Source organism: Streptomyces sp. NPDC017246 (assembly GCF_044331325.1).
In the GTDB taxonomy this organism is placed as follows: Bacteria; Actinomycetota; Actinomycetes; order Streptomycetales; family Streptomycetaceae; genus Streptomyces.
Map to the genome: position 1 here is coordinate 134,907 of NZ_JBIRMW010000002.1, position 24,271 is coordinate 159,177.

The 24,271-nt window shown below is 72.5% G+C and carries 21 protein-coding genes, 2 tRNA genes and 1 pseudogene; 5 read left to right on the forward strand and 19 right to left on the reverse strand.

Going from position 1 to position 24,271, the window contains the following annotated elements; genetic code table 11:
* Nucleotides 1–8: 8 nt before the first annotated feature.
* The 7 genes from ACH4MY_RS05355 to ACH4MY_RS05385 form a co-directional block, all read right to left on the reverse strand.
* Nucleotides 9–2,213, reverse strand: a complete 2,205-nt coding sequence (locus tag ACH4MY_RS05355) for an ArnT family glycosyltransferase (protein ID WP_397997830.1) — start codon at nt 2,211–2,213, stop codon at nt 9–11.
* Nucleotides 2,210–3,493 carry a glycosyltransferase gene (locus ACH4MY_RS05360; protein ID WP_397997833.1) on the reverse strand — a complete coding sequence of 428 codons (1,284 nt, stop codon included), beginning with the start codon at nt 3,491–3,493 and terminating at the stop codon, nt 2,210–2,212. The genes ACH4MY_RS05355 and ACH4MY_RS05360 overlap by 4 nt, the downstream gene beginning before the upstream one ends.
* A gap of 26 nt (nt 3,494–3,519) precedes the next feature.
* Nucleotides 3,520–5,004, reverse strand: a complete 1,485-nt coding sequence (locus ACH4MY_RS05365) for a sensor histidine kinase (RefSeq protein WP_397997835.1) — start codon at nt 5,002–5,004, stop codon at nt 3,520–3,522.
* A gap of 168 nt (nt 5,005–5,172) precedes the next feature.
* Nucleotides 5,173–5,916, reverse strand: a complete 744-nt coding sequence (locus ACH4MY_RS05370; RefSeq protein ID WP_397997838.1) for a response regulator transcription factor — start codon at nt 5,914–5,916, stop codon at nt 5,173–5,175.
* Nucleotides 5,917–5,983: 67 nt separating this feature from the next.
* Entirely contained in the window at nt 5,984–6,874 is an 891-nt protein-coding gene (locus ACH4MY_RS05375; protein ID WP_397997841.1) for an amidohydrolase family protein, read from the reverse strand.
* A complete protein-coding gene (locus tag ACH4MY_RS05380) occupies nt 6,861–7,199 on the reverse strand; it encodes an antibiotic biosynthesis monooxygenase family protein (protein WP_397997844.1) in 339 nt (112 codons plus the stop codon). The genes ACH4MY_RS05375 and ACH4MY_RS05380 overlap by 14 nt, the downstream gene beginning before the upstream one ends.
* An 85-nt stretch (nt 7,200–7,284) precedes the next feature.
* Nucleotides 7,285–8,115, reverse strand: a complete 831-nt coding sequence (locus ACH4MY_RS05385; RefSeq protein WP_397997848.1) for a DUF2797 domain-containing protein — start codon at nt 8,113–8,115, stop codon at nt 7,285–7,287.
* 64 nt (nt 8,116–8,179) lie between these two features.
* Here ACH4MY_RS05385 and ACH4MY_RS05390 point away from each other — a divergent pair, with 64 nt between their 5' ends.
* Nucleotides 8,180–8,584: a hypothetical protein gene (locus ACH4MY_RS05390; RefSeq protein ID WP_397997851.1), complete on the forward strand. Its 405-nt coding sequence runs from the start codon at nt 8,180–8,182 to the stop codon at nt 8,582–8,584.
* Here ACH4MY_RS05390 and ACH4MY_RS05395 read toward each other — a convergent pair.
* The 3 genes from ACH4MY_RS05395 to ACH4MY_RS05405 form a co-directional block, all read right to left on the reverse strand.
* Nucleotides 8,569–9,396, reverse strand: coding sequence for a BRO family protein (locus tag ACH4MY_RS05395; RefSeq protein ID WP_397997854.1), 828 nt, complete (start codon nt 9,394–9,396; stop codon nt 8,569–8,571). The genes ACH4MY_RS05390 and ACH4MY_RS05395 overlap by 16 nt on opposite strands.
* A 208-nt stretch (nt 9,397–9,604) precedes the next feature.
* On the reverse strand, nt 9,605–9,970 hold the full coding sequence (locus ACH4MY_RS05400) for a PH domain-containing protein (RefSeq protein ID WP_327163245.1): 366 nt from the start codon (nt 9,968–9,970) through the stop codon (nt 9,605–9,607).
* A 43-nt stretch (nt 9,971–10,013) separates the two neighbouring features.
* Nucleotides 10,014–10,658: a hypothetical protein gene (locus ACH4MY_RS05405; protein WP_397997858.1), complete on the reverse strand. Its 645-nt coding sequence runs from the start codon at nt 10,656–10,658 to the stop codon at nt 10,014–10,016.
* A gap of 703 nt (nt 10,659–11,361) precedes the next feature.
* Here ACH4MY_RS05405 and ACH4MY_RS05410 point away from each other — a divergent pair.
* Nucleotides 11,362–11,499 carry a hypothetical protein gene (locus ACH4MY_RS05410; RefSeq protein WP_397997861.1) on the forward strand — a complete coding sequence of 46 codons (138 nt, stop codon included), beginning with the start codon at nt 11,362–11,364 and terminating at the stop codon, nt 11,497–11,499.
* 74 nt (nt 11,500–11,573) lie between these two features.
* On the opposite strand, the pseudogene ACH4MY_RS05415 reads toward ACH4MY_RS05410, so the two are convergent.
* Nucleotides 11,574–11,879: pseudogene (locus ACH4MY_RS05415) on the reverse strand (GNAT family N-acetyltransferase); the annotation flags it as partial.
* Nucleotides 11,880–12,319: 440 nt separating this feature from the next.
* Here ACH4MY_RS05415 and ACH4MY_RS05420 point away from each other — a divergent pair.
* Complete coding sequence (locus ACH4MY_RS05420) at nt 12,320–12,679, forward strand: hypothetical protein (RefSeq protein ID WP_397997864.1); 360 nt, start codon at nt 12,320–12,322, stop codon at nt 12,677–12,679.
* An 84-nt stretch (nt 12,680–12,763) separates the two neighbouring features.
* On the opposite strand, the gene ACH4MY_RS05425 is transcribed toward ACH4MY_RS05420, so the two are convergent.
* Both ACH4MY_RS05425 and ACH4MY_RS05430 read right to left on the reverse strand, forming a co-directional pair.
* A tRNA-Arg gene (locus tag ACH4MY_RS05425) sits at nt 12,764–12,836 on the reverse strand.
* Between the two features lie 222 nt (nt 12,837–13,058).
* Nucleotides 13,059–13,149: transfer RNA gene (locus ACH4MY_RS05430), tRNA-Ser, on the reverse strand.
* Between the two features lie 275 nt (nt 13,150–13,424).
* Here ACH4MY_RS05430 and ACH4MY_RS05435 point away from each other — a divergent pair.
* Together ACH4MY_RS05435 and ACH4MY_RS05440 are read left to right on the forward strand one after the other, a co-directional pair.
* Nucleotides 13,425–13,847, forward strand: a complete 423-nt coding sequence (locus tag ACH4MY_RS05435) for an SSI family serine proteinase inhibitor (RefSeq protein WP_397997867.1) — start codon at nt 13,425–13,427, stop codon at nt 13,845–13,847.
* A gap of 126 nt (nt 13,848–13,973) precedes the next feature.
* Nucleotides 13,974–17,909, forward strand: a complete 3,936-nt coding sequence (locus ACH4MY_RS05440) for a PAS domain-containing protein (protein ID WP_397997870.1) — start codon at nt 13,974–13,976, stop codon at nt 17,907–17,909.
* A 72-nt stretch (nt 17,910–17,981) separates the two neighbouring features.
* Here the strand turns inward: ACH4MY_RS05440 and ACH4MY_RS05445 are convergent, their stop codons facing one another.
* The 6 genes from ACH4MY_RS05445 to ACH4MY_RS05470 form a co-directional block, all read right to left on the reverse strand.
* On the reverse strand, nt 17,982–19,634 hold the full coding sequence (locus ACH4MY_RS05445) for a long-chain fatty acid--CoA ligase (RefSeq protein WP_397997873.1): 1,653 nt from the start codon (nt 19,632–19,634) through the stop codon (nt 17,982–17,984).
* 145 nt (nt 19,635–19,779) lie between these two features.
* Nucleotides 19,780–20,325, reverse strand: a complete 546-nt coding sequence (locus ACH4MY_RS05450; protein WP_266894292.1) for a SigE family RNA polymerase sigma factor — start codon at nt 20,323–20,325, stop codon at nt 19,780–19,782.
* Nucleotides 20,326–20,506: 181 nt separating this feature from the next.
* Nucleotides 20,507–21,394: a DUF1906 domain-containing protein gene (locus ACH4MY_RS05455; protein WP_397997875.1), complete on the reverse strand. Its 888-nt coding sequence runs from the start codon at nt 21,392–21,394 to the stop codon at nt 20,507–20,509.
* Nucleotides 21,395–21,686: 292 nt separating this feature from the next.
* Nucleotides 21,687–22,853 carry a lipid-transfer protein gene (locus ACH4MY_RS05460; RefSeq protein ID WP_397997878.1) on the reverse strand — a complete coding sequence of 389 codons (1,167 nt, stop codon included), beginning with the start codon at nt 22,851–22,853 and terminating at the stop codon, nt 21,687–21,689.
* Nucleotides 22,850–23,233, reverse strand: coding sequence for a MaoC family dehydratase (locus ACH4MY_RS05465; RefSeq protein WP_397997881.1), 384 nt, complete (start codon nt 23,231–23,233; stop codon nt 22,850–22,852). Before ACH4MY_RS05465 ends, ACH4MY_RS05460 begins: the two co-directional genes overlap by 4 nt.
* The gene (locus tag ACH4MY_RS05470; protein WP_397997884.1) at nt 23,230–24,270 is read right to left on the reverse strand and encodes an acyl-CoA dehydrogenase family protein; all 1,041 of its coding nucleotides are present in this window, start codon (nt 24,268–24,270) and stop codon (nt 23,230–23,232) included. Before ACH4MY_RS05470 ends, ACH4MY_RS05465 begins: the two co-directional genes overlap by 4 nt.
* Between the last annotated feature and the right edge of the window lies 1 nt (nt 24,271).

The following is a 24,271-nucleotide window of genomic DNA, read 5'->3' on the forward strand; positions in this document are numbered from 1 at the left end:
CTCTCGGGTTACTTCTCGGCCGTCAGGTCGTAGAAGGTGGCGTTGCCGATCGTGACCGTCTCGAAGGTCTCCGAGACCCAGGCCGAGATCTCCGAGTTGCCACCGGGACCGCCGCCACCGCCCATCCGGCCGCCGTCCTCACCGGAACCGCCGCCCTGGCCGCTGCCGATGAAGTAGTGGATCCTCCCCTCGGCGACGTACCGCTTGAACTGCGCGAGCGTCGGGGACGGGTCGCTGCCGTTGAAGCCGCCGATCGCCATGACCGGCTTCTCGGTGGCGAGCTGGTAGCTGGCCGCGTTCTGCGCGCCGACCGTGGCCGCGACCCAGGTGTACGAGCCGGCGTCCGCGAGGAGCGCGGACTTCGCCTCCGTACCGACGTCGGCGCCGTTGAGCAGCCCGCCCATGCCACCGCCGCCGGGGCCTTCGCCCCGGGTCGTGCCGCCCTGTCCCTGCGGCGGGGTGCCGCCGGGCATCTGGCCCTGGCCTTGGCCACCGGGCATCTGGCCTTGGCCCTGGCCCTGGCCGCCGGGCATCTGACCTCCCTGGCCGCCCTGACCACCAGGCATCTGGCCGCCGCCCTGGCCGCCGGGCATCCGGCCGCCGGGGAACATCCCCCCGCCCTCGCCCATCCGCATACCGCCGCCGGGCCCCCGGCCGCCCATGGTGCCGCCCGCGGGACCCGCCGTCACGATCGAGCCCTGGTGCCCGGCGTCCACCGTCGCCAGGGTGTACGCGAACGGACCCGCGAGGCCCGCCGCCAGGCCGAGGCCCGCGACCCCGAGCCCGAGCCGCCGGTCCACCCGGCCCGCGGCCGTCAGCCCGAGCGCGGCCACCGCGCCCGCGACCAGGACCGTCCAGCGCAGCCACGGCAGCCAGTCCGGCGTACGGCCGAGCAGGGTCCAGCCCCACCAGGCCGTCACCGCCACCGTCACCGCGAGCGTCGCCGAGGCGAGCAGCCGGGTGCGCTCCTCCCAGAGCACGGCCGCGCCCATGCCGACCAGCGCCGCGAGATACGGGGCCAGGGCCACCGTGTAGTACTCGTGGAAGATGCCGGCCATGAAGCTGAACACGGCCAGCGTGATCAGCAGCGAGCCGCCCCACACCAGGAACGCCGAGCGCGCCGTGTCCGTCCGGGGCGCCCGCCAGGTGACCACGAGACCCGCGACGAGCAGGATCAGCGCGGCCGGCAGGAGCCAGGAGATCTGGCCGCCGATCGAGTCGTTGAACATCCGGACGATCCCGGTCTCGCCCCACCGGCCACCGCCACCGCCGCCACCTCCCCCGCCGCCGCCGACGCTGCCGGTCTCGTTGCCGTTGATCCGGCCGAGGCCGTTGTAGCCGAAGGTCAGCTCCAGGAAGCTGTTGTTCTGCGAGCCTCCGACATACGGGCGGGAGGACGCGGGCCACAGCTCGACCAGGGCCACCCACCAGCCCGCCGACACCAGCATCGCGAGCCCTGCGAGGCCGAGCCGGCCGATCCGGCGCCCGATCCCGCCCGGCGCGCACACCCCGTAGACGAGGGCGAGCGGCGGCAGGATCAGAAAGGCCTGCAGGGTCTTCGCGAGGAACGCGAACCCGAAGGCCACACCCGCCCACACCAGCCACTTCGCCGCGCCCTTGTCCTGCTCCAGGGCGCGCAGCACGCAGTACACGGCGACCGTCATGAGCAGGGCGAGCAGCGCGTCCGGGTTGTTGAAGCGGAACATCAGCGCCGCGACGGGCGTGAGCGCGAGGACCGCGCCCGCGATCAGGCCCGCGCCCGCGCCGAACCGGCGCCGTACGGCCGCGTAGAGCACGGCGACGGTGGCCACGCCCATGAGCACCTCGGGCACCAGGATCTGCCAGGACCCGAGGCCGAAGAAGCGGACGGAGAGCGCCATCGGCCAGAGCGCGGCCGGCGGCTTGTCGACGGTGATGGCGTTGGCCGCGTCGAGCGAGCCGAAGAAGAAGGCCTTCCAGCTCTCGCCCCCCGCCTGGACGGCGGCGGAGTAGAAGGAGTTGGCGTAGCCGGAGGCGCTCAGGTTCCACAGATAGAGCGCGGTGGTCACGGCCAGCAGGCCGAGGAACGCGGGCCGGACCCAGGGGGCGTCCTCGGCACGGCCGCGCCACAGCCGGGTGAGCCGGCCGGCGCCGGGCGGGGCGGTGTGCGCCGCCCCGCGGCCCGGCCCGGCCTCGGGTGACACCGGAGAGAGCTCCGGGGAGGTCGAAGTCATCGGTCGTTCCTTGGGTCGTTCCGTGAGATGGACCGCTCGGGGAAGACCCAGAGCCGGAAGAGGAGGAAGCGCAGAACGGTCGCGGCGAGGTTGGCGACGACCAGGACGGCGAGCTCCGTGGAGTGCGCCGGATCGCCGGTGGCCGCGCCGAGGGCGGCCAGCGAACCGCTGGTCAGGGCCAGACCGATGGCGAAGACCACGAGCCCCTGCGCCTGATGGCGGACGGCCCGGTCACGGCCCCGTACCCCGAAGGTGAGGCGCCGGTTGGCCGCCGTGTTGGCGACGGCGGAGACGAGGAGGGCGCCCGCGTTGGCGAGCTGCGGGCCGACGCCCAGCCGGAAGAGCGAGTACAGGGCGAGATAGAAGAGCGTCGACAGGACGCCGACCACGCAGAAGCCGACCAGCTGCCGGGCCAGTCCGCCCGGCACACCGCTGAGTTCGCGGTCCCGGGGGTCGTCCCCGAAGGGCCTGGCCAGCCGGTCCAGCGGCAGCGAGCCCGTCGCGAGGGCCCGGCCCACCCTCCAGACGCCCTTCAGGTCGTCGGTGGCCGTACTCACGATGTGCACGGTCGAGTCGGGGTCGTCGACCCAGTCGACCGGCACCTCGTGGATCCGCAGCCCGGCCCGTTCGGCGAGGACGAGCAGCTCGGTGTCGAAGAACCAGCCGGTGTCCTCCACCATCGGGAGCAGCCGCTCGGCGACATCGCGCCGGATCGCCTTGAACCCGCACTGCGCGTCGGAGAACCGGGCGGCGAGCGAGCCGCGCAGGATCAGGTTGTACGCCCGCGAGATGAACTCCCGCTTCGGCCCGCGCACCACCCGCGAGGAGCGGGCGAGCCGGGACCCGATCGCCAGGTCGGAGTGGCCGGAGATGAGCGGCGCGACCAGCGGAAGCAGGGCGTTCAGGTCGGTGGACAGGTCCACGTCCATATAGGCGAGGACGGGGGCGTCCGAGCCCGACCAGACCGTGCGCAGCGCCCGGCCGCGCCCCTTCTGCTCCAGCCGCACGGAGCGCACCTCGGGCACCTCCGCGGCGAGGCCGGCGGCGACGTCGGGGGTGGTGTCGGTGGAGGCGTTGTCGGCGACGGTGATGCGGAAGCCGTACGGGAAGGTCCGGGAGAGGTGCTCGTGGAGCCGGCGGACGCACGGCTCCAGGTCCTTCTCCTCGTTGTAGACGGGGATCACCACGTCCAGGACAGGCCGTCCCGCGATGTTCACCGGCAGGTGTTCCCGGGCGGGGAGGGCGCCGGACGTGGGCCCCGCGATCGTTGGGGTTCGCATGACGACGACCCTCGCCGGGGCCGCTGTCACGGCTGTGTGATGAGCCTGTGCCCTGCCTGTGAGTGGGACGCGTGCGGCATGCGGACGGCGAACACGGTCCGGCCGGAGGCGCTTTCGACGGTCACCTCGCCCCGGTGGGCGAGCACCACGGCCCGGACGATGGCGAGCCCGAGGCCGGTGGATCCGGCGTTGCGGGAGCGGGAGGCGTCGCCCCGTGCGAACCGTTCGAAGACGGAGGGCAGGAGGGCGGGCGGGATGCCGGGCCCGTCGTCCTCGATCTCGACGATCACCGCGTCGGGCTCCGTCCGGACCCGGGCGGTGACCTTGGTCCCCTGCGGGGTGTGCGTACGGGCGTTGGCGAGGAGATTGACCAGGACCTGCTGGAGCCGGGCGCCGTCCGCCCGTACGGGAGTGCCGCCGTCCTCGGGCAGTTCGAGGGTCCAGTGGTGGTCGGGCCCGGCGGCCCGGGCGTCGCTCACGGCGTCCACGACGAGCGGGACGAGATCGGTGGGCTCGTACGAGAGCGGGCGTCCGGCGTCCAGCCGGGCGAGCAGCAGGAGGTCCTCCACCAGGCCCGTCATCCGGGTCGCCTCGGACTCGATCCGGCCGAGCGCGTGCCGGGTGTCGGGCCCGCACTCCTCCCGGCCGCGCCGGGTCAGCTCCGCGTACCCCCGGATCGAGGCGAGCGGGGTGCGCAGTTCGTGGCTGGCGTCCGCGACGAACTGCCGGACGCGGGTCTCGCTCTGCTGGCGGGCGTCGAGTGCCGAGTGGACGTGGTCGAGCATCCGGTTGATGGCGGCGCCGACCTGGCCGACCTCGGTCCGCGGATCGGCCTCCGTCTCCGGGACCCGCTGATGGAGCGCCACCTCGCCGCTGTGCAGCGGAAGCTGGACGACCTGTGCCGCGGTGGCGGCGACCCGGCGCAGCGGCCGCAGGGCGACCCGGACGAGCACGGTCCCGGCGAGGGAGGCGGCGAAGAGCCCGGCGCCGGTGACGCTCAGCTCGACGAGGACGAGGGTGGAGAGGGCGTTCTCGACCTCGGTGAGGGGGATGCCGGTGAGGAAGGTGCCGTGGCTGCCCTCCGCGTACTCGATGCGGTAGGAGCCGAGGCCGCCCGGCAGTTCGACGGTGTGCGGCTCGCCGTCGCGCGGGACGGCCACGAGCGCGGCCCGCTGGGCCTCGTCGAGCTCCTTGGTCGGGAACTTGGGCCCGTCCGACCCGCCGTTGCCCGCCTCCTCCGTGGAGTACCCGGCCGCGGCGACTCCCTCGTCGGTCAGGACCGCGCCGAGGGTTCCTATCGGGGCACCCGGCCCGCCGAGGAAGGCGAGCGGCTGCCGGTCGCGCACCGGATCGGGCGTGCCGCCGAGAGCCACCGGCGGCCCGGCGGCCCGGTTGGACAGCCCGCGGACCTGCTCGTCGGCCTGGTCGTAGAGGTAGGAGCGGAACGCGATCGTCGTGACCGTGCCGATGACGGCCGCGACGACCGCGATCAGCGCCACCGCCGAGACCACGAGGCGGGTCCGCAGCGACCACGGCCGCCCTCCCGCACCTCGGAACGGCGACCGCGACCGCCCTGTTCGGAACGACGACCGCGACCGCCCTGTTCGGAACGGCGACCGCGACCGCCCTGTTCGGAACGGCGACCGCGACCGCCGCTCTGCGCGTCGGGACACGAGCCGCTACTCCCCCGGCTTGATGAGGTAACCGGCCCCGCGCCGGGTGTGGATCATCGGGGTGCGCCCCGCGTCGATCTTCCGCCGCAGGTACGAGATGTAGAGCTCGACGACATTGGCCTGGCCGCCGAAGTCGTACGACCAGACTCTGTCGAGGATCTGCGCCTTGCTGAGCACCCGCCGCGGATTGCGCATCAGATAGCGCAGCAGCTCGAACTCGGTCGCCGTGAGGTGGATGGACACCCCTTCCCGGGTGACCTCGTGGCTGTCCTCGTCGAGGGTGAGGTCGCCGACGACGAGCAGCGACTCGCTGCGCGCGAGCGCCGCCCCCGACCTGCGGATGAGCCCGCGCAGCCGGGCCACGACCTCCTCCAGGCTGAAGGGCTTGGTGACATAGTCGTCGCCCCCCGCCGTGAGCCCGGCGATCCGGTCCTCGACGGCGTCCTTCGCCGTCAGGAAGAGCACCGGTACGTCGGGCAGCTCACGGCGGATCCGGCCGAGCAGGCTCAGCCCGTCGACGTCGGGCAGCATGATGTCGAGGATGACGGCGTCGGGCCGGAACTCCCGCGCGGAGCGCAGGGCGGTGGCCCCGTCCCCCGCGCTCCGGACCTGCCAGCCCTCGTAGCGCAGGGCCATGGAGAGCAGTTCGGCGAGCGAGGCCTCGTCGTCGACGACGAGGACACGGACGGCGGTTCCGTCGGCACGGAGCAGGTCGGCGCGAGTGCCGGGACGGCGTGTGGTGACGGTCATGGACCCACGCTGTCGGCCGCCGCTGAGAGGCCTCTTTCCCTTTCCTGTGAATTCCCTGAGAAAGGCCTCAGCGGTCCAGGGGAGGTTTCACGTGAAACAACGCGGCGCCGTTCTCGTACAGGACACGCCGGAGCCAGTCGTCCCCGAGCCCGAGGCGTTCGAGCGCCTGGAGCTGGTGCAGGTACGGATACGGGATGTTCGGGAAGTCGGAGCCGAGGAGGATCCGGTCGCCGATGTCCACGAGCCGCTTGAGCTCCGCCTCGGGGAAGGGCGCGAGCCGCTCGCTGAAGTCGGTGAAGGCCATGGTGGTGTCGAGATGGACGCCCTCGTACCGCTGGGCGAGATCGAGGAAGTCGCTGTACTCCGGCATCCCCATATGCGCGACGATCACCCGCAGCCGGGGATGGCGGGCGAGCAGCCGCGCCATGGGACCGGGGCCGGTGAAGGCGCCCGGGGTGGGCCCGGAGCCGCAGTGGACGACGACGGGGGTGCCACTGTCGGCCAGGGTTCCCCACACGGCGTCCAGCCGGATGTCGGTCGGGTCGAAGCCGCCGACCTGGAGGTGCACCTTGAAGACACGGGCACCGGCGTCGAGCGCCTCGTGGACGTACCGGCCGGCGTCCGGCTCCGGGAAGAAGGTCGAGGTGTGCAGACAGTCGGGGGTACGGGCGGCGAAGTCGGCGCCCCAGGAGTTCAGCCAGGCGGCCATGCCGGGCTTGTGCGGGTAGAGCATGGCGGTGAAGGCGATCGCCCCGAAGCCCCTCAGCAGGGCGAGCCGGCGCTCCTCCTCCTCGCGGTAGGTGATGGGCCACTCCAGACCCGTCAGGGGACCGACGGCGTCGAAGTAGGCCCACACCTTGTCGAGGACGTTCTGCGGCATGAAATGGGTGTGCACATCGACGAGCCCGGGAATCCCGAGCCGCTCGACCAGAGCCCGGATGCCGTCACTCTCGCTCAAAGCTGTAACTCCGCTCGACCTTGCCGATATGGACGCTGTAGCTGTCGTACCAGTGCTCCCGCCCGTACGACTTGGCCGCCTGGTGCTCGGTGTCGACGCGCCAGGCGTCCAGGGACTCCAGGTCCCGGAAGTAGGCGACGCTGATGGCGATGCCACCAGGGGTACGGGCCGTCTCGTAGCCGAGGAAGCCGGGAACCCTGGCGACGATCTCCCGCATCCGGACGGCGGTCTCGGCATAGCCCTCGGGAGCGGCCTCGGGCCGCACGGAAGTGAACACAGCGGTGTAGTAGGGCGGTTCGATGTCCGCCACCAGCTTGGGGGTCATGCGATCACCCTCGCCGGGTCCGGGCGGCGCTGTCCACGGCCGCCGGGCAAAGGGATCCAAGACTTTACGAAGCGACCGCCGCCCCTCAGAAGAGCTCCCCCTGGGTGCTCGGGTCGACGACGGACACCACCTCCGACACCGGCACGGAGAAACCCTCCCCCTCCCCCGCGCCCTGGAGCACCCACCCGCCCATCAGCCGGGTGTCGAGGGCGAGACAGCGCCCGCCGGGATCGAGAAGATGCAGATCCGGACCGGCCGCGGCGAGCAGCCGCCCGGTGACGACACCCCCGTCGACCAGCTCGGAGACCGTGCCGGCGAGCGGCGGCAGCCCGTCGAGACCGAAGGCCTCCGCATGGTCGCGCGCGACGAACTCCAGCGGCTCCAGGGTCTCCGTCCAGCCGCCGACCTCCCCCGCACGCCGGTGCAGCTCCTCGACCTCCCCGGCACGGGCCGAGGCGGACGGCAGCGTGTGGCGGGCAGCCCGCTTCCGCTCGTACGCCACCCGGTCGGGCACCCCCAGCGCCTGCCGCAGCACCTCCTCGGTGCGCCGGGCGGCCATCAGCGGCCCCCGCCCGAGCCAGCTGAACGTGACGGCGCCCTGCTCCAGGAGCCGGGCCTCCTCCCGCGCCTCGGCGGTGATCCCCACCTTGGTCATACCGGGCCCGAACCAGGCCAGGTACACGCGGTACGGCTGCGGGTCGTCCAGGAAGGTGTCGGCGGCGACGGAGTGGGCCCGGTCCAGCCGCGCGCACTCCGCGCACCGCCCACCGGTGGCCCGGCCGGGCACCACGGCCTCCAGCGGACAGGGGTTCCCCCGGGCGCCGGGACACCGCCGCGCTCCCACGGCCCGGAAGGCGAGCCACTGCCCGTACGCGAGCGGGCTGACCCTCCCGCCGCTCCACCCGAGCCCGGGCACACCACCCCTCCAGGTGATCCTCCGGCACCGCCACTCCACGCCCACGCCTCCCTATGCTCCTCGGATGTCCAGTCTCCGCCACATCCGCTTCCAGTCCCCGGACCGGAGCCCCCGGGGCCACCACCCCGGGGTCTTCGGCCTGGCCAACGCCCTGGCGCGGGAGGGCCGGCTCTCGCCCGGGGACCGGGCGATCTGGCGTGCCTCGAACGACTGGTACGACGCCCACTTCCCGAACCCGTCGACGGCCGACCCGACGGTCTACGACCCGGAGCTGAACCCGGGCGCGGCCGCCTGGTTCCTCCCGACGGCGACCGAGGCACTGGCCCGGGTCGCCCCGTATCTGCGCATCCTCAGGGACCACGGGGTGCCCTGCGTGCGCCTGGAGTCGGCGAACCCGGGCAGGATCGTCTACGCGGACGCGTACCAGGTGGTGGCGGTGCCACCACCGGCCGTTCAGGGCAGGACGTAGATCCGCGCCCCGTCCGCGTCGGGTTCGCCCACCTCCCGCATACAGCCGGCTTCGAGGAGAAGGCGTACGCAGTCGCGGACCCGTTCGCGGGAGAGACCGGTGCGCCGGGTGACGTCCTGGGTCCGGTAGCGGACACCGCCCCTGACCAGCCCGGGCGCGAGGCAGCCGGCGACCGTCCGCACGTCGCCGGTGAGCGCCCAGGACTCGACGAGCTCCTGCGGAGAGAGCGCGACGGCGGCGGCGCCGGTGCGCTGGCGGGGCACGGAGAGCCGCTCAAGGGATTCGGCGACCCTTGAGAGACTCCGCCGGGTCTCGCGGAGCAGCTCCGCGTACTCGGTGTGCTCGGCGTACGCCGCGGCCCGCTCGTCGAACTGCCCCTCCAGGTCGACCAGGACGTCCACGAGCTCCGGCGGAAGGACGAACCCGGCGTGCACGGGCGAGGGTTCGAGCCCGTATCCCCCGTACCGCTGGACCGCCGCTATGACCTCGGCCGTCCACGCCCTGAACGGCCCGGCCTCCGGCCTCCGGCACGCCCCGACGAGCTGGACGAGTCCCTGGAGACTCACCATCCGCGTCGACGCCCGGATCCCGTACCGGCCGAGGAACTCCTCCTCTCCGGCGAGCTCCCGGGCGGACGCCAGACACGTCCCGGGCAGCGCCACCGTCCGCAGCGCCTCCCGTGTCCCCGTGTATCCCAGCCGCTTCGCCACATCCACCACGGGGAACCAATGGGTCCCGTCGGGCCCGGTCAGCCGCCGCAGGGGCGCACCGGTGGCGGCACGCACCAAGTCATCGATGTCGATCGCGTCCATCGATCATCACCTCCGCTTCGCAAGCTAGGCCGAGGGCATATTCAACTGACATGCAAATCAGACAGGTTCACCCAAAAGGGGAGAGATTTCCGGGTATACCCCCCGGAATCCCTCCCCCACGACTAGGCGTACGCGTACGCCCCACGCGCGCCCGGACCGTCGACCGGGTCGGCCCGGCCCGAACGGACGAGGAGGCGCGCGCCGTCGGCTACTTCGCGACGAACTGCGTCAGGATCGCCTGCACCTCGTAGATGTCGACACCCTTGGTGAAGGTCTTCTGCACGGGCAGCTGGCTGCCCGAGATCCAGATCTTCAGCTCGGCGTCCAGATCGAAGGTGCCGGCCGTCTCGACGGCGAAGTGCGTGATGCTCCGGTACGGGATCGAGTGGTACTCGACCTTCTTGCCGGTGATGCCCTGCTTGTCGACCAGCACGAGCCGCCGGTCGGTGAAGAAGATCGTGTCGCGGATCAGCAGGTACGCGGCGTGCACCTGCTCCCCCGGCCCGAGCAGCCGCGCGTAGTCCTGCTGCGCCTGCGCCGGATCTATCGCGTGCGCGTTCCCGAAGAGCGCCATGCCCCAACCCCCACATTCAAAGAGAAAGAACGATCATCCGACCCTAACCCCCCACCCCGACAACGCCGAAGGCCCCGGACGCCTCTGCGGCCGCTCCCTCCCCACCGCGGAACCGAGGGCGGGTCCAGAGGGTGAGGTCACCGCTGGTCGCGACCGCCAGGGTGCGACCGGCCGGCGAGAATCCGGCGGCGCGCAGCTCCGCGTGGTCGGCGTGGAGGACATGCCACCAACTGCCTCCCGCCGCTCCCCTGTGCACTCCGCCGTCGGCGGAGAGGATGACGCGGTCGTGGGGCCAGTCGGGACTGACGACATCCACCGTCCAACCGTCCGAGGTCGTGCTGTGCGGACCGCCGCCGAAGAGGCCGGCGATGCGGATCTCGACGCCCGCGACGGGACCGAGTCCGGGGCAGGCGAGGTCCGGGTGCGCGTCGGGGGTGCTGGTGGCGGGGTCGGGATCCCGGTCGCGCGCGATCTTCTCGCCGGTGACCGCGTCGAAGAGTCCGTGTCCGTCGTGAGATACGGCCATGACGAGATCGTGCCCGGTGTCCGGATGCACCGCGAAGCCGATGCCGATGAGGCCTCCGACCGGGATCCCGCGGTCCATGACCGGCTGCCAGGGCGCCGGCGCCGACATGACGGGGGCGGCAAGGTAGCGATCGCGCCTGCGCTGCTGGTACTCCGTGATCAACCTGTCTCCTCGGTTCGGTCCAGGCCGAGGATCGCGCGCGCGGCGTGCCAAGTCGACCCGATTCCAGCGAACCCCCACGCCCCGCTCTGCGGCGCTGAGCGATCGGTCCGGCCGCTGGGCGCGTCGCGCCGACGGCGAGCCGACAACGCAAGAGGCCCGGACTCTCGTCCGGGCCTCTTGCCTGTGTGCACTCGGCAGGATTCGAACCTGCAACCTTCTGATCCGTAGGCGGGTGCCAACTCGCGCACTTCGACGTCGTCCCCAGGCCTGGAGCCCGTCGGACCAAGGCCCGCGGTGACTCGACGTCCGGCCACATGCGCTGGTGTACATGGGCGTTGATGTCAGCTGCTGATGTCAGGCTCTGTCTTCCAGCTGCGCATCGCTTTTCATCATTACGCCTCGCACCGGTTGCCAGTCCTGCTACCGTTGCAGTGGCAGAAGTCCCATGACGCAAATGGGATGCTGTGCCGTGTAGTCAAGCGGGGCTTAGACCAGCGCCGCTCCGGCAAACGAACAAGCTGTGAAACTGAGCGTCTGCAGATCTCAGGTCAAACACCCATCTGGGTGGTTGGGCTGAGGTCTGTCTTTTTTTGCCCAACCACCCTCCGTTTCAGGAGGGAATGAGTTCTTGGTTTCACAGCCCGTACAGCCCGTCCGCACCACAAGGATCCTCACTGTCCTGCTCGCGGCAACTCTCGCCCTCGTGGTTGCGCTGGTAGCCGGCATCCTCGTCAGCACGACAGGTGCCTCGCTAGCGGAAGCCTTCCTCTACGGCGGCGGCGCCTTCGCCGTAAGCATGACCCTCTTCCTGTCGGCGTTCTCCGCAGTCGGGCTGATCTGACGACAGGCGGAGACGGGACTGAATCCGGTCGGCTGGCGGCCCGCACGTGGGTCGCGCAGCCGACCGCCCAACGATCACAACGCTTGAGTGGGACGGGTCGCGTCCATCAACTCTCGATAGTTGGTCGGCCGAGCGGGCCGCTGCGCAAGCCATCCCGAAACCCTGGGTCCCCCGTTCACGGCACCGCCCTCCGTGACCGTTCGCACGTGCTGGAATCCGTGACGAAGGTAGTAGTCCTGAAGCGGCCTGTTCGTGGTCCACGCGTCGAGCCGGAGCCACTGAGCGCCGGAACGATACGCCTGGTCGCCTGCCCAATCGAGCATTCGACCACCAAGGTCTTGGCCGGCGTGCGTGCGTGCCACTGTCAGCAGTTGCAGGAACGGAAGGTGGCCGGCGAGAAGTGGAAGCCGCTGGAGCACCAGCCGGGTGGGCTCATCTTCACCACGTCGACCGGCCGGGCCACCGACCCCCGCAGCAGGACGGGATGCAGGCCGGCATGCAGGGCGGCGGCCGAGCGAATGGACGACGCTCTGGGGTTGGAGACCGACCAAGGCGAGAACGACCACGACTCGCCCTCGCATCGTCAACCGAACGGGCGCCAGGACCCGAAAGCGGAGTAGCGCGCCTGAGCGTGCAGTCGGACGCTGATGGCATGAACCAACCCCCATCAGGGCAAGAGCCCCGCCCAGATCCGTACCAGCAGCCGTGGGGGCAGGGTGCACAGCAGCCTCACGCCGGGGCAGGCTGGCAGGCCCCGCCGGGCGGTGGCGCACCTTATGGAGCAGCACCGCCAAAGAAGAAGCGGCGAAAGTGGCCGTGGGTGCTGCTCATCCTGGTCCTGCTGGCGGCAGGCGGATGCGTAGCCGTCATCGCGGGCATCTCCAACGAAGTGTCGAAAGAAGTCACGGTGGAGTACGCGGTTACTGGCGACGCAAGAGACGTAACCATCGCCTACTCCTTCTGGAACGACGATGGCATCTCGTCAAGATCCGAGACGGTCGAGAAACTGCCGTGGCGGAAGACCCTGAAGACGAAGGGCTTCATGAAGGGTGGATCACTGCTCATCAGTCTGAGCGGGTCAGGAGGGACGGCCACATGCTCAGTGAGCGTGGACAACGACTCGCCAAAGACAGCTATCGCCTCCGGGCCATCGGCGGCAGCCACCTGCAGTGGGTTCTGAGGAGAGTGCGCGTGACAGGACGTTGATGTCACCCACTGATGCCAGAGGCCCCCTGGACGATGTCCAGGGGGCCTCTGATCTGTGTGCACTCGGCAGGATTCGAACCTGCAACCTTCTGATCCGTAGTCAGATGCTCTATCCGTTAAGCTACGAGTGCTTGTTCTTTTGTTTTGTCTTCGCTCCCCGGTCTTTCGACCCGCTCGCGGCGACAGGAAGAACATTACATGACTGCCGCCGCCATGTGAAATCCGATTGCCCCACCCCTTGTGACCTGCGAAAACGCCGCACGAGCCGTGGATGGCGAGGCTGGTGGGACGGGGTGCGGGCGGGCCGGGAACGGCCGAAGCCCCGGCCTTGTGGGCCGGGGCTTCGGTAGGGGCGGAGGCGGAGGGATTTGAACCCTCGATGGGCTTTAAGACCCAAACCGCATTAGCAGTGCGGCGCCATAGACCGGACTAGGCGACGCCTCCATGCACCTCGCGCATGCGCGGTCGGTGCGTGCAGATGATGACACAGGCGAACCGGCTGTCACCAATCGATTCTCACCGTACTAGGCCTCCGGGGTCGAGGGCAAAGCCCCACGGCATCCTCGTGGCGTCCGCCGACACCCCGCGGCCTCCTCCGGAGCCGCTCCCTCCCCGCCCGGCGCACCCCGCTTGCGCAACGCCCCGGCGCCCGGAGCGTTAGAGGGGGCGGGCGCGCCGTGCACCCGCGCCCGTCGTACACCCCGCTCCTGGAGATTCGTATGCTGCGCCGTCTCGTCCTCGCGTCCCTCGCCACCGCCGCCGGCACCGCCGGGTTCGGTGCGCTGCCGCCGCTGCCACTGCTGTCGCCGCCCGACTCGCTGACCGTGACCGTGGCCGAGAGCGGCGTTCCGGACGCCGACGGCACCTTCGAGCTGAGCTGCGACGGCGTGGCCGGCGGGAACCACCCGGCCCGTGAGCACGCCTGTGAGCGCCTGGGCCGGCTCGCGGAGGAGGGCGCGAACCCGTTCGAGCCCGTGCCCGCCGACCGGCTCTGCACACAGGTGTACGGCGGGCCCGCCGTCGCCCGCGTCACCGGCACCTGGCAGGGCCGTACGGTCGACGCCAGGTTCTCCCGCGCCGACGGCTGCGAGATCGATCGCTGGGAGAATCTGGAGCCGGTCCTTCCCCTTGTCAGGGGATGAGGCAGGGTTGCCCCCCGGAGGCTCCCTTAGACTCCCCTCAGTGACAGGCTGCGGCCCGAGGGGCAAGATGGGGCCGGCCGGCCGATAGGGCGAGCACGTGCAGTGCGTCTGGGAGGAAGCGTCGTCGTGAGCAGCAGGCCATCCCGAGGCGCTGCTCGCCTCGCAGCCATACTCGATGCCCTCCCCGACGGGCTCGTGCTCGTCAACTGCAACGGCACGGTCGTCAACGCCAACACGATCGCCCTCGGCATGTTCGAGACTCCGGGCACCGCACTCGTCGGGCGCGGGCTGCTCGATCTCCTGCCCGGCTTCGACTCCCGGCTCATCCCGGGTTCGATGCGCCGCCCCGAGGGCACCGACGAGCGCGGCCGCACCAAGCCGACCCGGATGATCGCCCGGCGTACCGACGGCAGCGAATTCGCCGTCGAGGTGACCAGCGCCAGCCTGGAGGACGGCCGCGAGGCCTACGACTCGTACGGCGGCTACACCGGCGACGAGCTCCTCATGCTGGTCGTACGGGACCTCACCGGCACCCTCGACACCGAGGCCGAACTCGCCCGCTCGCAGCGGCAGACCGAGATGATCCTGCGCGCCGCGGCCGAGGGCGTCGTCGGCACGGACACCGACGGCCGGGTCGTCCTGGTCAACCCCGCCGCCGCCCAGATCCTCGGCTACCGCGCCGGCGAACTCGGCGGGCAGGAGCTCCACCCGCTGATCCTCGCCAAGCGGCCCGACGGCGAACCCTTCCCGTACGAGGAGTCGCCGCTCGCCGACACCCTCAAGTCCGGGCGCAAGCATCGCGTCCGCGGGCAGGTCCTGTGGGCGAAGAAGGGCGACCGGGTGCCGGTCGACCTGACGACCGCTCCGGTCCGCGACGGCGACCAGCTCGTCGGCGCGGTCATGACCTTCACCGACCGCAGGCCGTACGAGCAGCTCGTCGAGGAGCACACCGCCGAACTCGCCGACCGCGCCGAGCGGAACGCCGCCGAGCGGGAGGCGCAGCAGGAGCGGTACGCCTCCCTCGCCGCCCGGCACGAGCAGCTGACGGCCGTCCTCGCCGAGTCGCTGCGCGGCCCCCTGGAGGAGCTGCGCACCCAGCTGGGCACCCTCGCCGCCGACGACGCCGGACAGCTGTGGCCCGAGGCCAACCAGGTCCTGCACCACCTCGCCGCCGGGTACGCGCGGATGACGGCGCTCGTCGACAACGTCCTGGGCTACCAGCTCCTGGACGCGGGCACGGAGAAGCTCGACAAGCGCGTCGCGCTCCTCGACGGAGTCGTCACGGCCGGCATCGACGGGGCCGTCGAGCTGATCGGGCCGGGCCGCGCCCAGTTCGCCGTCCACGCGCCGCCCATCGAGGCCGAGGTCGACGCGACCCGGCTCGCGACGGCGCTCGCGCATCTCGTCGCGGACGTCGCGGGCGTCGACGCGACCGGCAAGAACCGGGCCACGGCCCAGGGCTCCGTACCGGCCGACTCCACGATCGTCGTCGCGGCCGCGCAGCGCGGTGACGTCGTACGGATCGAGGTCCGCGGACCGTACGCGGGCGGCGACCCGGTCCACGGGCCGGTCGTCCGCGGGATCGTGGCGGCGCACGGCGGTGTCGTGCAGACCCATGAGGTGCCGGGGACGAGCGGCGGCGCGTACGTCCTCGAAGTCCCGCTCGGCGCCGGGCGGGGCACCGTCCCCGCGACGGAGACGAGGCCGGACGGTCCGACGACCGGACCGGTCGGCGGCTCGGCCGGCGGGCTGGGGACCGGCCCGGGCAGTGGCTCGGCCGGTGGCCCGGGCGGTGGGCCGATCGGTGGTGTGCGGGAGGCTCTCGCGCTGCCCGCGCAGGCGTCCGCACCCGTCACGGCACCGCCCGCCGACTCGCCCGAGACCTCCGGCGGAGGACGGCGTCGGGCCCGGCGCGGCTCCACGGACGCCTTCCTGGAGAGCTCGGTCGCCCCCGAGGGCGGCGCGGAGCCCAGTGGCCGCCGCCGTGCCCGTACGGGAGAGGCCTCCGGCGGACCCGCCGAGCTGATCCCTGCCCAGCAGAACGCCGCCGCCGACGCGGTCGTCGCCCCGGCCGCCGGCTCGGCCGTGCCCGCCGTCGTCTCCGGTCCCGGCTCCGGCTCCGCGGGCGTCCCGGTCGCTCCGGGCACTTCCGCCTCTTCCGGCGCGTCCGCCGCTTCCGTCGTCGAGCCGACCGGACGTCGTCGCGGGCGGCCCGCAGAGGGGTCCGTGGTGACCGCCGCCGAGGGTGCGCAGGGGCGGGCCGCACTCGGCGCCGCAGTGCCGCCGCAGGGTGTCTCCGTCGAGCCCTCGGGTGCTCCCGCGCAGGCCCGCGCCCTGCCGGCCGTCGCCTCCGCCGAGGCCGCGCCCGAGGCGCGGCCGAGCGGGCGCCGCCGCCGTGCGCTCGCCGCCGCGCAGGAGCGGGCGGCCGCCGCCGAGGCCGGGCCCCGGACGCCGTTCGCGCTGCCGCCGGCCGATGCCGACCGCGCTCCCGAGCCGGTCGTCGCCCCGTTCGACGGGCCCTTCGACGCACCGTTCGCCATGCCGTTCACCGGGCCGGGGGGAACTCCCGCCGCCGGACCGCCGCCCGTCTCCGACGAGGGGCGGCACGAGGCCGTACGGGGTGTCCCGGGCGCCGGTCACACGCCCCCGCAGCCCCATCCGCACACACAGCCGCAGCCGCAGGGTCCGACGCGGGCGGCGATCCCGCCCGTGATCCCGCCGGCCGAACCGACCGGACGTCGCCGGGCCGTCACGCCTCCGCCGCCCGAGCCGGACGCTCAGGCCCCCTCGGACGCGCAGGCGGAGTCCGCTCCGCGGTCCGAGCCCCGGAACAGCACGGGTTCCGGTCCCGGCACCGGTTCCGTACCGCTGCCGCCCGAGCTGCCCATGCCGAAGGACTCGACCCAGGGACGGGCGTTCAGCGTCCGGACCCTCGGGCAGGGCGTTCCCTTCGTCCCCCCGGCCCCCGTGGCCACCCCTTCCCCCGCGGCTCCGGCCGCCGCCCCGGCGGCACCTGGCGCCCCGGCAGCATCTTCCGTACCGGCGGCCCCCGGCGCGCCCTCCAACGGCTCAGGACGGCGGCGCAGGCTCGCCACCCCGCCCGAGATCGACCCGCCCGCACCGGCAGCGCTCCCCGCACCGGCAGCGCTCCCCGCGCCGGCCGGCGGCGAGACGCCGGAGGCCGCGCTCGGGCTCGTCCCCGCCGCCCCGGAGGGCCGCGCGTACGCCATAGGAGCGCCCGCCGAGGGCTCCGACGAGGGCCCCGAGCCGCTCGACGGCCCGGGCGGCGCCGTCGAGGTCGCCAACCGGCCCGCGCCGCGCCCCGTCGACGACGAACTGCCGCCGGAGCCCCTCGACAACCCGCGCCGGCTGCTCGTCTGGCCCGCCCCCGACGTCTCCACCCAGCAGGCGCTGAGCGACCGGGGCTACCGGCCGGTGATCGTGCACTCCCGCGAGGAGGTCGACGCCCAGATCGCCGCCTTCCCGGCCGCGCTCTTCGTCGACCCGCTGACCGGCCCCATCACCCGTACCGCGCTCCAGTCGCTCCGTCAGGCCGCCGTCGCCGCCGAGGTGCCCGTGCTGCTCGCGGCCGGGCTCGGTCAGGCGACCCGGGAAGCGGCGTACGGCGCCGACCCGGCCGTCCTCCTCAAGGCGCTCGCACCGCGCGACAGCGAGCAGCACCCGTCCCGGGTCCTGCTGATCGAGGAGAACGAGGACATCGCGGGGGCGCTCGCGGCCACCCTGGAGCGGCGCGGGATGCAGGTCGCACGGGCGGCCACGGACACCGAGGCGGTCACCCTGGCCACCCAGACGCAGCCGAACCTGGTGGTGATGGACCTGATGCAGGTACGCCGCCGCCGGGCCGGGATCATCGACTGGCTGCGGGCGAACGGGCAGCTGAACCGCACCCCGCTCGTCGTCTACACCTCCACCGACCTGGCCGAGGAGGAGCTGCCGCAGCTGTCCTCGGGCGAGACGGTCCTCTTCCTCGCCGAGCGCTCGAACAGCGGCGAGGTGCAGGCGCGGATCGTCGACCTGCTCGCCAAGATCGGCACCAACTAGCCTCCGGCGCACACGGGTACGGGGAGGGCTTCGTCACCGAAGCCCTCCCCGTACCCTTCGCACCGCCGCCGGCTACAGCTGGGTCACGTCCAGCTCGCCCTCCGCGTACTGCCGGCGGATGACCTTCTTGTCGAACTTGCCCACGCTCGTCTTCGGCACCGCCGGCACGATCGCCCAGCGCTCCGGCAGCTGCCACTTGGCGATGCCGCCCTCGTCGGCGAGGAAGGCCTTCAGCGTCTCGTAGTCCGCCGTCGCCCCCTCCTTGAGGACGACGGTCGCCAGCGGACGCTCGCCCCACTTCTCGTCCGGCACGGCGACGACGGCGGCCTCCGCGACCTCCGGGTGCGCCATGATCGCGTTCTCCAGCTCGACGCTGGAGATCCACTCGCCGCCGGACTTGATGACGTCCTTGGCCCGGTCCGTGAGGGTGAGGAAGCCATCGGGGCTGATCACGCCGACGTCGCCGGTCTTGAGCCAGCCGTCCTCGCTGAACTTGTCCGCCGGCCGGATCGCCTCGGCGTCGATGCCACCGAAGTACGAGCCCGCGATCCAGGTGCCGCGCACCTCCAGCTCGCCGGCCGACTCGCCGTCCCAGGGCAGGTGTTCGCCGGCGGGGCCGACCAGGCGGGCCTCGACGCCGGCCGGGAAACGGCCCTGCGTGACGCGGTACGGCCACTCCTCCTCGGCGGTCAGGCCGTGCGGCGGGTGGGCCATCGTGCCCAGCGGGGAGGTCTCGGTCATGCCCCAGGCGTGACAGAGCCGGACGCCGAGCCGGTCGTACGCCTCCATGAGGGCGGGCGGACAGGCCGCGCCGCCGATGGTGACCTGGGACATCGAGGAGAGGTCACGGGGGTTGGCGGTGACCTCGGCGAGCAGACCCTGCCAGATGGTGGGAACAGCGGCCGCGTGCGTCGGCTTCTCGCGCTCGATCATCTCGGCGAGCGGGGCCGGCTGGAGGAAACGGTCCGGCATGAGCATGTTGATGCCGGTCATGAAGGTGGCGTGCGGCAGGCCCCAGGCGTTGACATGGAACTGCGGGACGACGACCAGCGTCGTGTCCTTGGCCGTGAGGCCCATCGACTCGGCCATGTTCACCTGCATCGAGTGCAGGTAGATCGAACGGTGGGAGTAGACGACGCCCTTGGGATCGCCGGTGGTGCCGGAGGTGTAACACATCGCGGCGGCCGAGCGCTCGTCGATCTCGGGCCAGTCGTACGTGGTCGGACGGCCCGCGATCAGCTCCTCGTAGTCGTGCACGCGCGGGGCCACGCCGTCCAGGACGGACCGGTCCCCGGGGCCCGCGACCACGATGTGCTCGATCGTCGGCAGGTGCGGCAGCAGCGGGGCGAGGAGCGGGAGCAGGGAGCCGTTGACGAGGACGACCCGGTCGGCGGCGTGGTTGACGATCCACACCAGCTGCTCGGGGGGCAGACGGAGGTTCAGGGTGTGCAGGACGGCGCCCATCGAGGGGATCGCGAAGTACGCCTCGACGTGCTCCGAGTTGTTCCACATCAGGGTCGCGACCCGCTGGTCGCCGACGACCCCGAGTTCGTCGCGCAGGGCGTTGGCCAGCTGGTGCGCGCGTGCTCCGGCCTCCGCGAACGTGCGGCGCTGCGGCTCGGGCTCGCCCGTCCAGGTGGTGATGATCGACTTCCCGTGAATCGTCATCCCGTGCTTGAGGATGCGGCTCACGGTCAGCTGTACGTCCTGCATGGTGCTGTACACGGGGCGTCCTCCCGGTGGGCGCTACGTGGCAGAAAGGGTGTGCAGATTCTGCGCACGTACCGCGCGGTATGTCACTACCCGGGGGTACGGAAATTGCCAGTGATCACTGGCATGAGTGACCCGCTGTACCGATTCCTGCGGTTTCCTACCGGACGGGCGTCAGTTCCGGATCCTCACGCAGCTTGCCGAGCGCCCTCGACACCGCGCTCTTCACCGTGCCGACGGAGACCCCGAGCACCTCGGCCGTCTGGGCCTCGCTGAGGTCCTCGTAGTACCTGAGGACCACCATCTGACGCTGCCGCTCCGGAAGCTTCAGCACCGCCCGCCACATCGCGTCGTGCAGCACCTGCCGCTCGGCCGGGTCCGGCTCCGGGAGACCGGCGGGCTCGGGCAGCTCCTCGCAGGCGAACTCGTCGACCTTGCGCTTGCGCCACTGCGACGTGCGGGTGTTCAGCAGCGCGCGACGGACATAGCCGTCCAGGGCGCGGTGGTCCTCGATGCGCTCCCAGGCCACGAAGGTCTTGGCGAGCGCGGTCTGGAGCAGGTCCTCGGCGTCGCAGGGGTTGGCGGTCAGGGAGCGCGCGGTGCGCAGGAGTACGGGCCCACGCGCCCGTACGTACGAGGAGAAGGTCGAGTACGACGCGTACTGCGAGGCACCGGCGCAGACGGGGCCAGAGGGTGGCGGAGTCATGGCTCCACGCTAGGAGGAAGGGGGTACCCGGCGGATCGGCCCCAGGTCCCGACCCGCAGTCCGCCTCAGGTTGTAGGGGCGGGGACGCCCCGACCTCCTCTGGGTGGAGACCCTTCGGGGGCGCGTCAGGGTCGGGACGGGGGGCGGGAGGGGGCCGGGGCCTCGGCCGGGGGCCGCGCGGTCACCCACGCGGCCGTGGGCCCGGGGCCCCGGTCACGCGGTCGGTGGCGGGCGTGACGCTGGCGACGGGCGCGTCCATCTCGTTCCGGTCGATGAGGAGACGGCGCCCGCCGTACGCCTCGGCGACGTTGCCCGCGTACTGGTGGATCCGGGCGTGCGGCATCCAGGCCTGCGGTTGCAGCACCGACTCCGTGTACAGCGCGGGCCGTCCCTGCCAGCGCGCGAACCACATCACCGCCGGCAGGTCCGCCGTACCAGCCCGCCGTGCCGCCTCGATGTCCCGTACCCCCGTGTCGGCGCTGCTGTAGTAGCCGGGCACATAGCCGAGACGCAGCACCTCCCTGCTCCAGGCGCGGACGAACGAGAGGGTGGTCGCGGCGCAGGGCGCGTCACCCGCCCGGTACGCCTCGATGTCGAGGTAGAGCGGACTGCTCGTGCCCAGCCCGAGGGCCCGCGCCGCCTGTACCGCCTCGCCCCCCTCCCGGGTGCCCTGGCTCACGGGGCTGCTGCCGATGGCGAAGGGCCGCTTGGCGGCGGCCACCACACACGGCGCCTGCGAGCCGACGAACAGGGGCAGCAGCCGCCAGCCCATGGCGTGGGCGGAGGCGACCCAGGCGGGGGTCAGCTCCCGCTGCGTCGGGCAGCCGCGCCCCCGGCCGCCGAAGTAGATCCCGACGGCCCCGTACGGGGAGCTGCGCCAGGCCTTCATCACCGCGAGGGACGGTGCCTCACAGGTGTCGAAGGCCCGACCCGTGTAGTACGTGGGGGCGGCGACAGCGGTGGGGCCGGTCGAGTTCCTGTCGTCGGCTCCCCGCCGGGCGTCCGAGGCCGGGACGGGCGCGGTGAGCAGAGCCGCCCCGGCCAGCACCGCCAGCAGGGCGGTGACCACGGTCCGCACCCCGGGAGGCGCCGAGGACCGCGAGCGGGAGCGGAGACGAGAACGGGAACCCGAACCCGAACGGAACAGGGCGCACGGCTGCGAACGGGCCGAAGACGGGGACGGTGCGGAGTCGGGTGCGGAAGCGGGTCCGGAGTGAGGTGCGGAAGCGGGTCCGGAATGGGGTGCGGAAGCGGGTCCGGAGTGGGGGCCGGGGTCGGGTCCGCGCTCGGGCGGTGCGTGGGTGCTCATGGCGCGAGTGAAGAACCGCGCGCCCCGCCCGGCCACCGCAGGGGCCGTCGCCTCAGCCGTCCGTGCCCAGGATCAACCCGGACGTGGGAACCCCCGTGCCCGCCGTGACCAAGGTCCGCTCCGCCCCGGGTATCTGGTTCACGGAGGTGCCGCGGAGCTGCCGTACCGCCTCCGCTATGCCGTTCATGCCGTGCAGATAGGCCTCACCGAGCTGCCCGCCGTGGGTGTTCAGCGGGAGCGCGTCGGCCGCGACGAAGTCGGCCGCCTCCCCCGGCCCGCAGAAGCCGAACTCCTCCAACTGCATCAGCACGAACGGGGTGAAGTGGTCGTAGAGGATGCCCACGTCGATGTCGGACGGCGCCAGCCCGGAGGTCCGCCAGAGCTGCCGGGCCACCACGCCCATCTCCGGAAGGCCCGTCAGCTCGTCCCGGTAGAAGCTGGTCATCGCCTCCTGCTTCCGCCCCGCGCCCTGCGCCGCCGCCAGGATCACGGCGGGCGGGCGTCGCAGGTCACGGGCGCGCTCGACGGAGGTGACGACGATCGCCTGGCCGCCGTCGGTCTCCTGGCAGCAGTCGAGGAGCCGGAGCGGTTCGACGATCCAGCGCGAGGCCGCGTGGTCGGCGAGCGTGATCGGTTTCCCGTGGAAGTACGCGGCGGGGTTCCGGGCCGCGTGCCGCCGGTCGGTGACGGCCACATGGCCGAAGGCGTCCGGTGTCAGCCCGTAGGTGTGCAGATACCGCTGGGCGGTCATCGCGACCCAGGAGGCCGGGGTGAGCAGCCCGAAGGGGAGCTGCCAGCCGAGCGCGGCCCCCTCGGCGGAGGGCTCCCGCTGCTGGACCCCGGAGCCGAAGCGCCGCCCGGAGCGCTCGTTGAACGCCCGGTAGCAGACCACGACCTCGGCGACCCCGGCGGCGACGGCCAGCGCCGCCTGCTGGACGGTGGCGCAGGCGGCCCCACCTCCGTAGTGCACCCGGGAGAAGAAGGACAGCTCACCGATGCCGGACGCCTGGGCGACCGTGATCTCGGGGTTGGTGTCCATGGTGAAGGTCACCATGCCGTCGACGTCGGCGGGGGCGAGCCCGGCGTCGTCCAGAGCCGCCCGCACCGCCTCGACGGCGAGGGAGAGTTCGCTGCGGCCCGAGTCCTTGGAGAACTCGGTGGCCCCGATACCGACGACGGCCGCCCGGCCGCCGAGTCCGTCCCTGGTGCGGAGGCTCATCGCGGCACCTCCACGGTGACCGTCCCGGTGACGTGGTGCCCGATTCCGTTGGCCCCGACGACCCGGACGTGCGCGGTGCCCCCATCGACCTCGGTGACCGTGCCGGTCAGCACCATGGTGTCGCCGGGGTGGTTGGGGGCGCCGAGCCGGATGGCGACCCTCCGGAGGACCGCGTGGGGGCCGAAGTGGTCGGTGATGTAGCGGCCGACGAGACCGTTCGTCGTGAGGATGTTCATGAAGATGTCCGGGGATCCCTTCTCCCGGGCCAGCTCGGCGTCGTGGTGGACGTCCTGGTAGTCCCGGGAGGCGACGGCCCCGGCGACGATCAGGGTGCGGGTGATCGGGATCGTCAGCGGCGGCAGCTCGTCCCCGGCCTTCATGACAGGTCTCCTTCAGCGAGCAGGTCGCCGAGTTCGGCGAGGAGTTCGGTGCCGCAGCCGAGATGGGCGTCGAGCTGCCGGCCCCACAGGAAGTGCCGGTGGACGGGGTGGTCGAGGTCCGCGCCCATGCCGCCGTGCAGATGCTGCCCGGCGTGCACGACCCGTTTCCCCGCTTCCGAGGCCCACCAGGCGGCGGTCAGCGCCGCGCCGCCGGCGTCCAGGCCCTCGTCGAAGCGCCAGGCGGCCTCGTAGGCGGTGACCCGGATGGCCTCGGTGTCCATATGGGCGTCGGCGGCCCGCAGCTGGACGGCCTGGTGGGTGGAGAGCGGGCGGCCGAACTGCTCCCGTACCGAGGTGTACTCCACGGCTCTGGCGAGCGAGCCCGCGCAGACCCCCGCCTGGAGCCCCGCGAAGGCGATCCGGGCGGCGGCGAGCACGTCCGCCCCGGCACCGCCCGCCGCGTCCCCGGCACCGAGCCGCTCCCCCGGCGTCCCGTCGAGGACGAGCCGGCCGGCGGACCAGGGTGCGGTGAGCTCGACGGGATCCACCGGGGCCGCGTCCTCGGTGCGGACGAGCCACAGGGTGCCGTTCCCGTCCGGCACGAGGACATGGGTGGCGTCCCTGAGCCACGGCACCCAGTCCACGGCCCCGCTGAGCCGCCCGTCGCGCGGGGCGACCGCGCCGGACGCAGGAAAGGCCCCCGTCACCACCGTCGTACCGTCGCGGAGGCCGGGCAGCAGCCGGGCGCGCTGCTCCTCCGTGCCGTACCGGGCGACGGCGAGGATCCCGTACACACAGGTCGCCGCGAAGGGCACCTGGGCCGTCACCCGCCCCTGCTCCTCCAGGAGCAGGACCAGGCCGAGCAGTCCGATCTCCTCGACGGCGCCGGGAAGGCCGGCGGCGCAGAGCGCCTTCCAGAGCTCGGAGTCCGTTCCGGTGCCGGCCGCCCTGAGCCGCTCGTGGGTGGCGAGATCGGCGAAGATCCGGGCGGCCAGCTCCCGGGCCGCCTCCTGCTCCTCGGTGGGGGTGAAGTCCATG

Excerpts from the sequence above, each read along its gene's own strand:
- ACH4MY_RS05400 (WP_327163245.1), bottom strand. The coding sequence starts at position 9,970 with ATGGCGCTCTTCGGGAACGCGCACGCGATAGATCCGGCGCAGGCGCAG.
- ACH4MY_RS05370 (WP_397997838.1), bottom strand. The coding sequence starts at position 5,916 with ATGACCGTCACCACACGCCGTCCCGGCACTCGCGCCGACCTGCTCCGT.
- ACH4MY_RS05435 (WP_397997867.1), top strand. The coding sequence starts at position 13,425 with ATGCTGCGCCGTCTCGTCCTCGCGTCCCTCGCCACCGCCGCCGGCACC.
- ACH4MY_RS05465 (WP_397997881.1), bottom strand. The coding sequence starts at position 23,233 with ATGAAGGCCGGGGACGAGCTGCCGCCGCTGACGATCCCGATCACCCGC.
- ACH4MY_RS05395 (WP_397997854.1), bottom strand. The coding sequence starts at position 9,396 with ATGGACGCGATCGACATCGATGACTTGGTGCGTGCCGCCACCGGTGCG.
- ACH4MY_RS05460 (WP_397997878.1), bottom strand. The coding sequence starts at position 22,853 with ATGAGCCTCCGCACCAGGGACGGACTCGGCGGCCGGGCGGCCGTCGTC.
- ACH4MY_RS05470 (WP_397997884.1), bottom strand. The coding sequence starts at position 24,270 with ATGGACTTCACCCCCACCGAGGAGCAGGAGGCGGCCCGGGAGCTGGCC.
- ACH4MY_RS05380 (WP_397997844.1), bottom strand. The coding sequence starts at position 7,199 with ATGACCCCCAAGCTGGTGGCGGACATCGAACCGCCCTACTACACCGCT.
- ACH4MY_RS05355 (WP_397997830.1), bottom strand. The coding sequence starts at position 2,213 with ATGACTTCGACCTCCCCGGAGCTCTCTCCGGTGTCACCCGAGGCCGGG.
- ACH4MY_RS05360 (WP_397997833.1), bottom strand. The coding sequence starts at position 3,493 with ATGCGAACCCCAACGATCGCGGGGCCCACGTCCGGCGCCCTCCCCGCC.
- ACH4MY_RS05390 (WP_397997851.1), top strand. The coding sequence starts at position 8,180 with ATGTCCAGTCTCCGCCACATCCGCTTCCAGTCCCCGGACCGGAGCCCC.
- ACH4MY_RS05450 (WP_266894292.1), bottom strand. The coding sequence starts at position 20,325 with ATGACTCCGCCACCCTCTGGCCCCGTCTGCGCCGGTGCCTCGCAGTAC.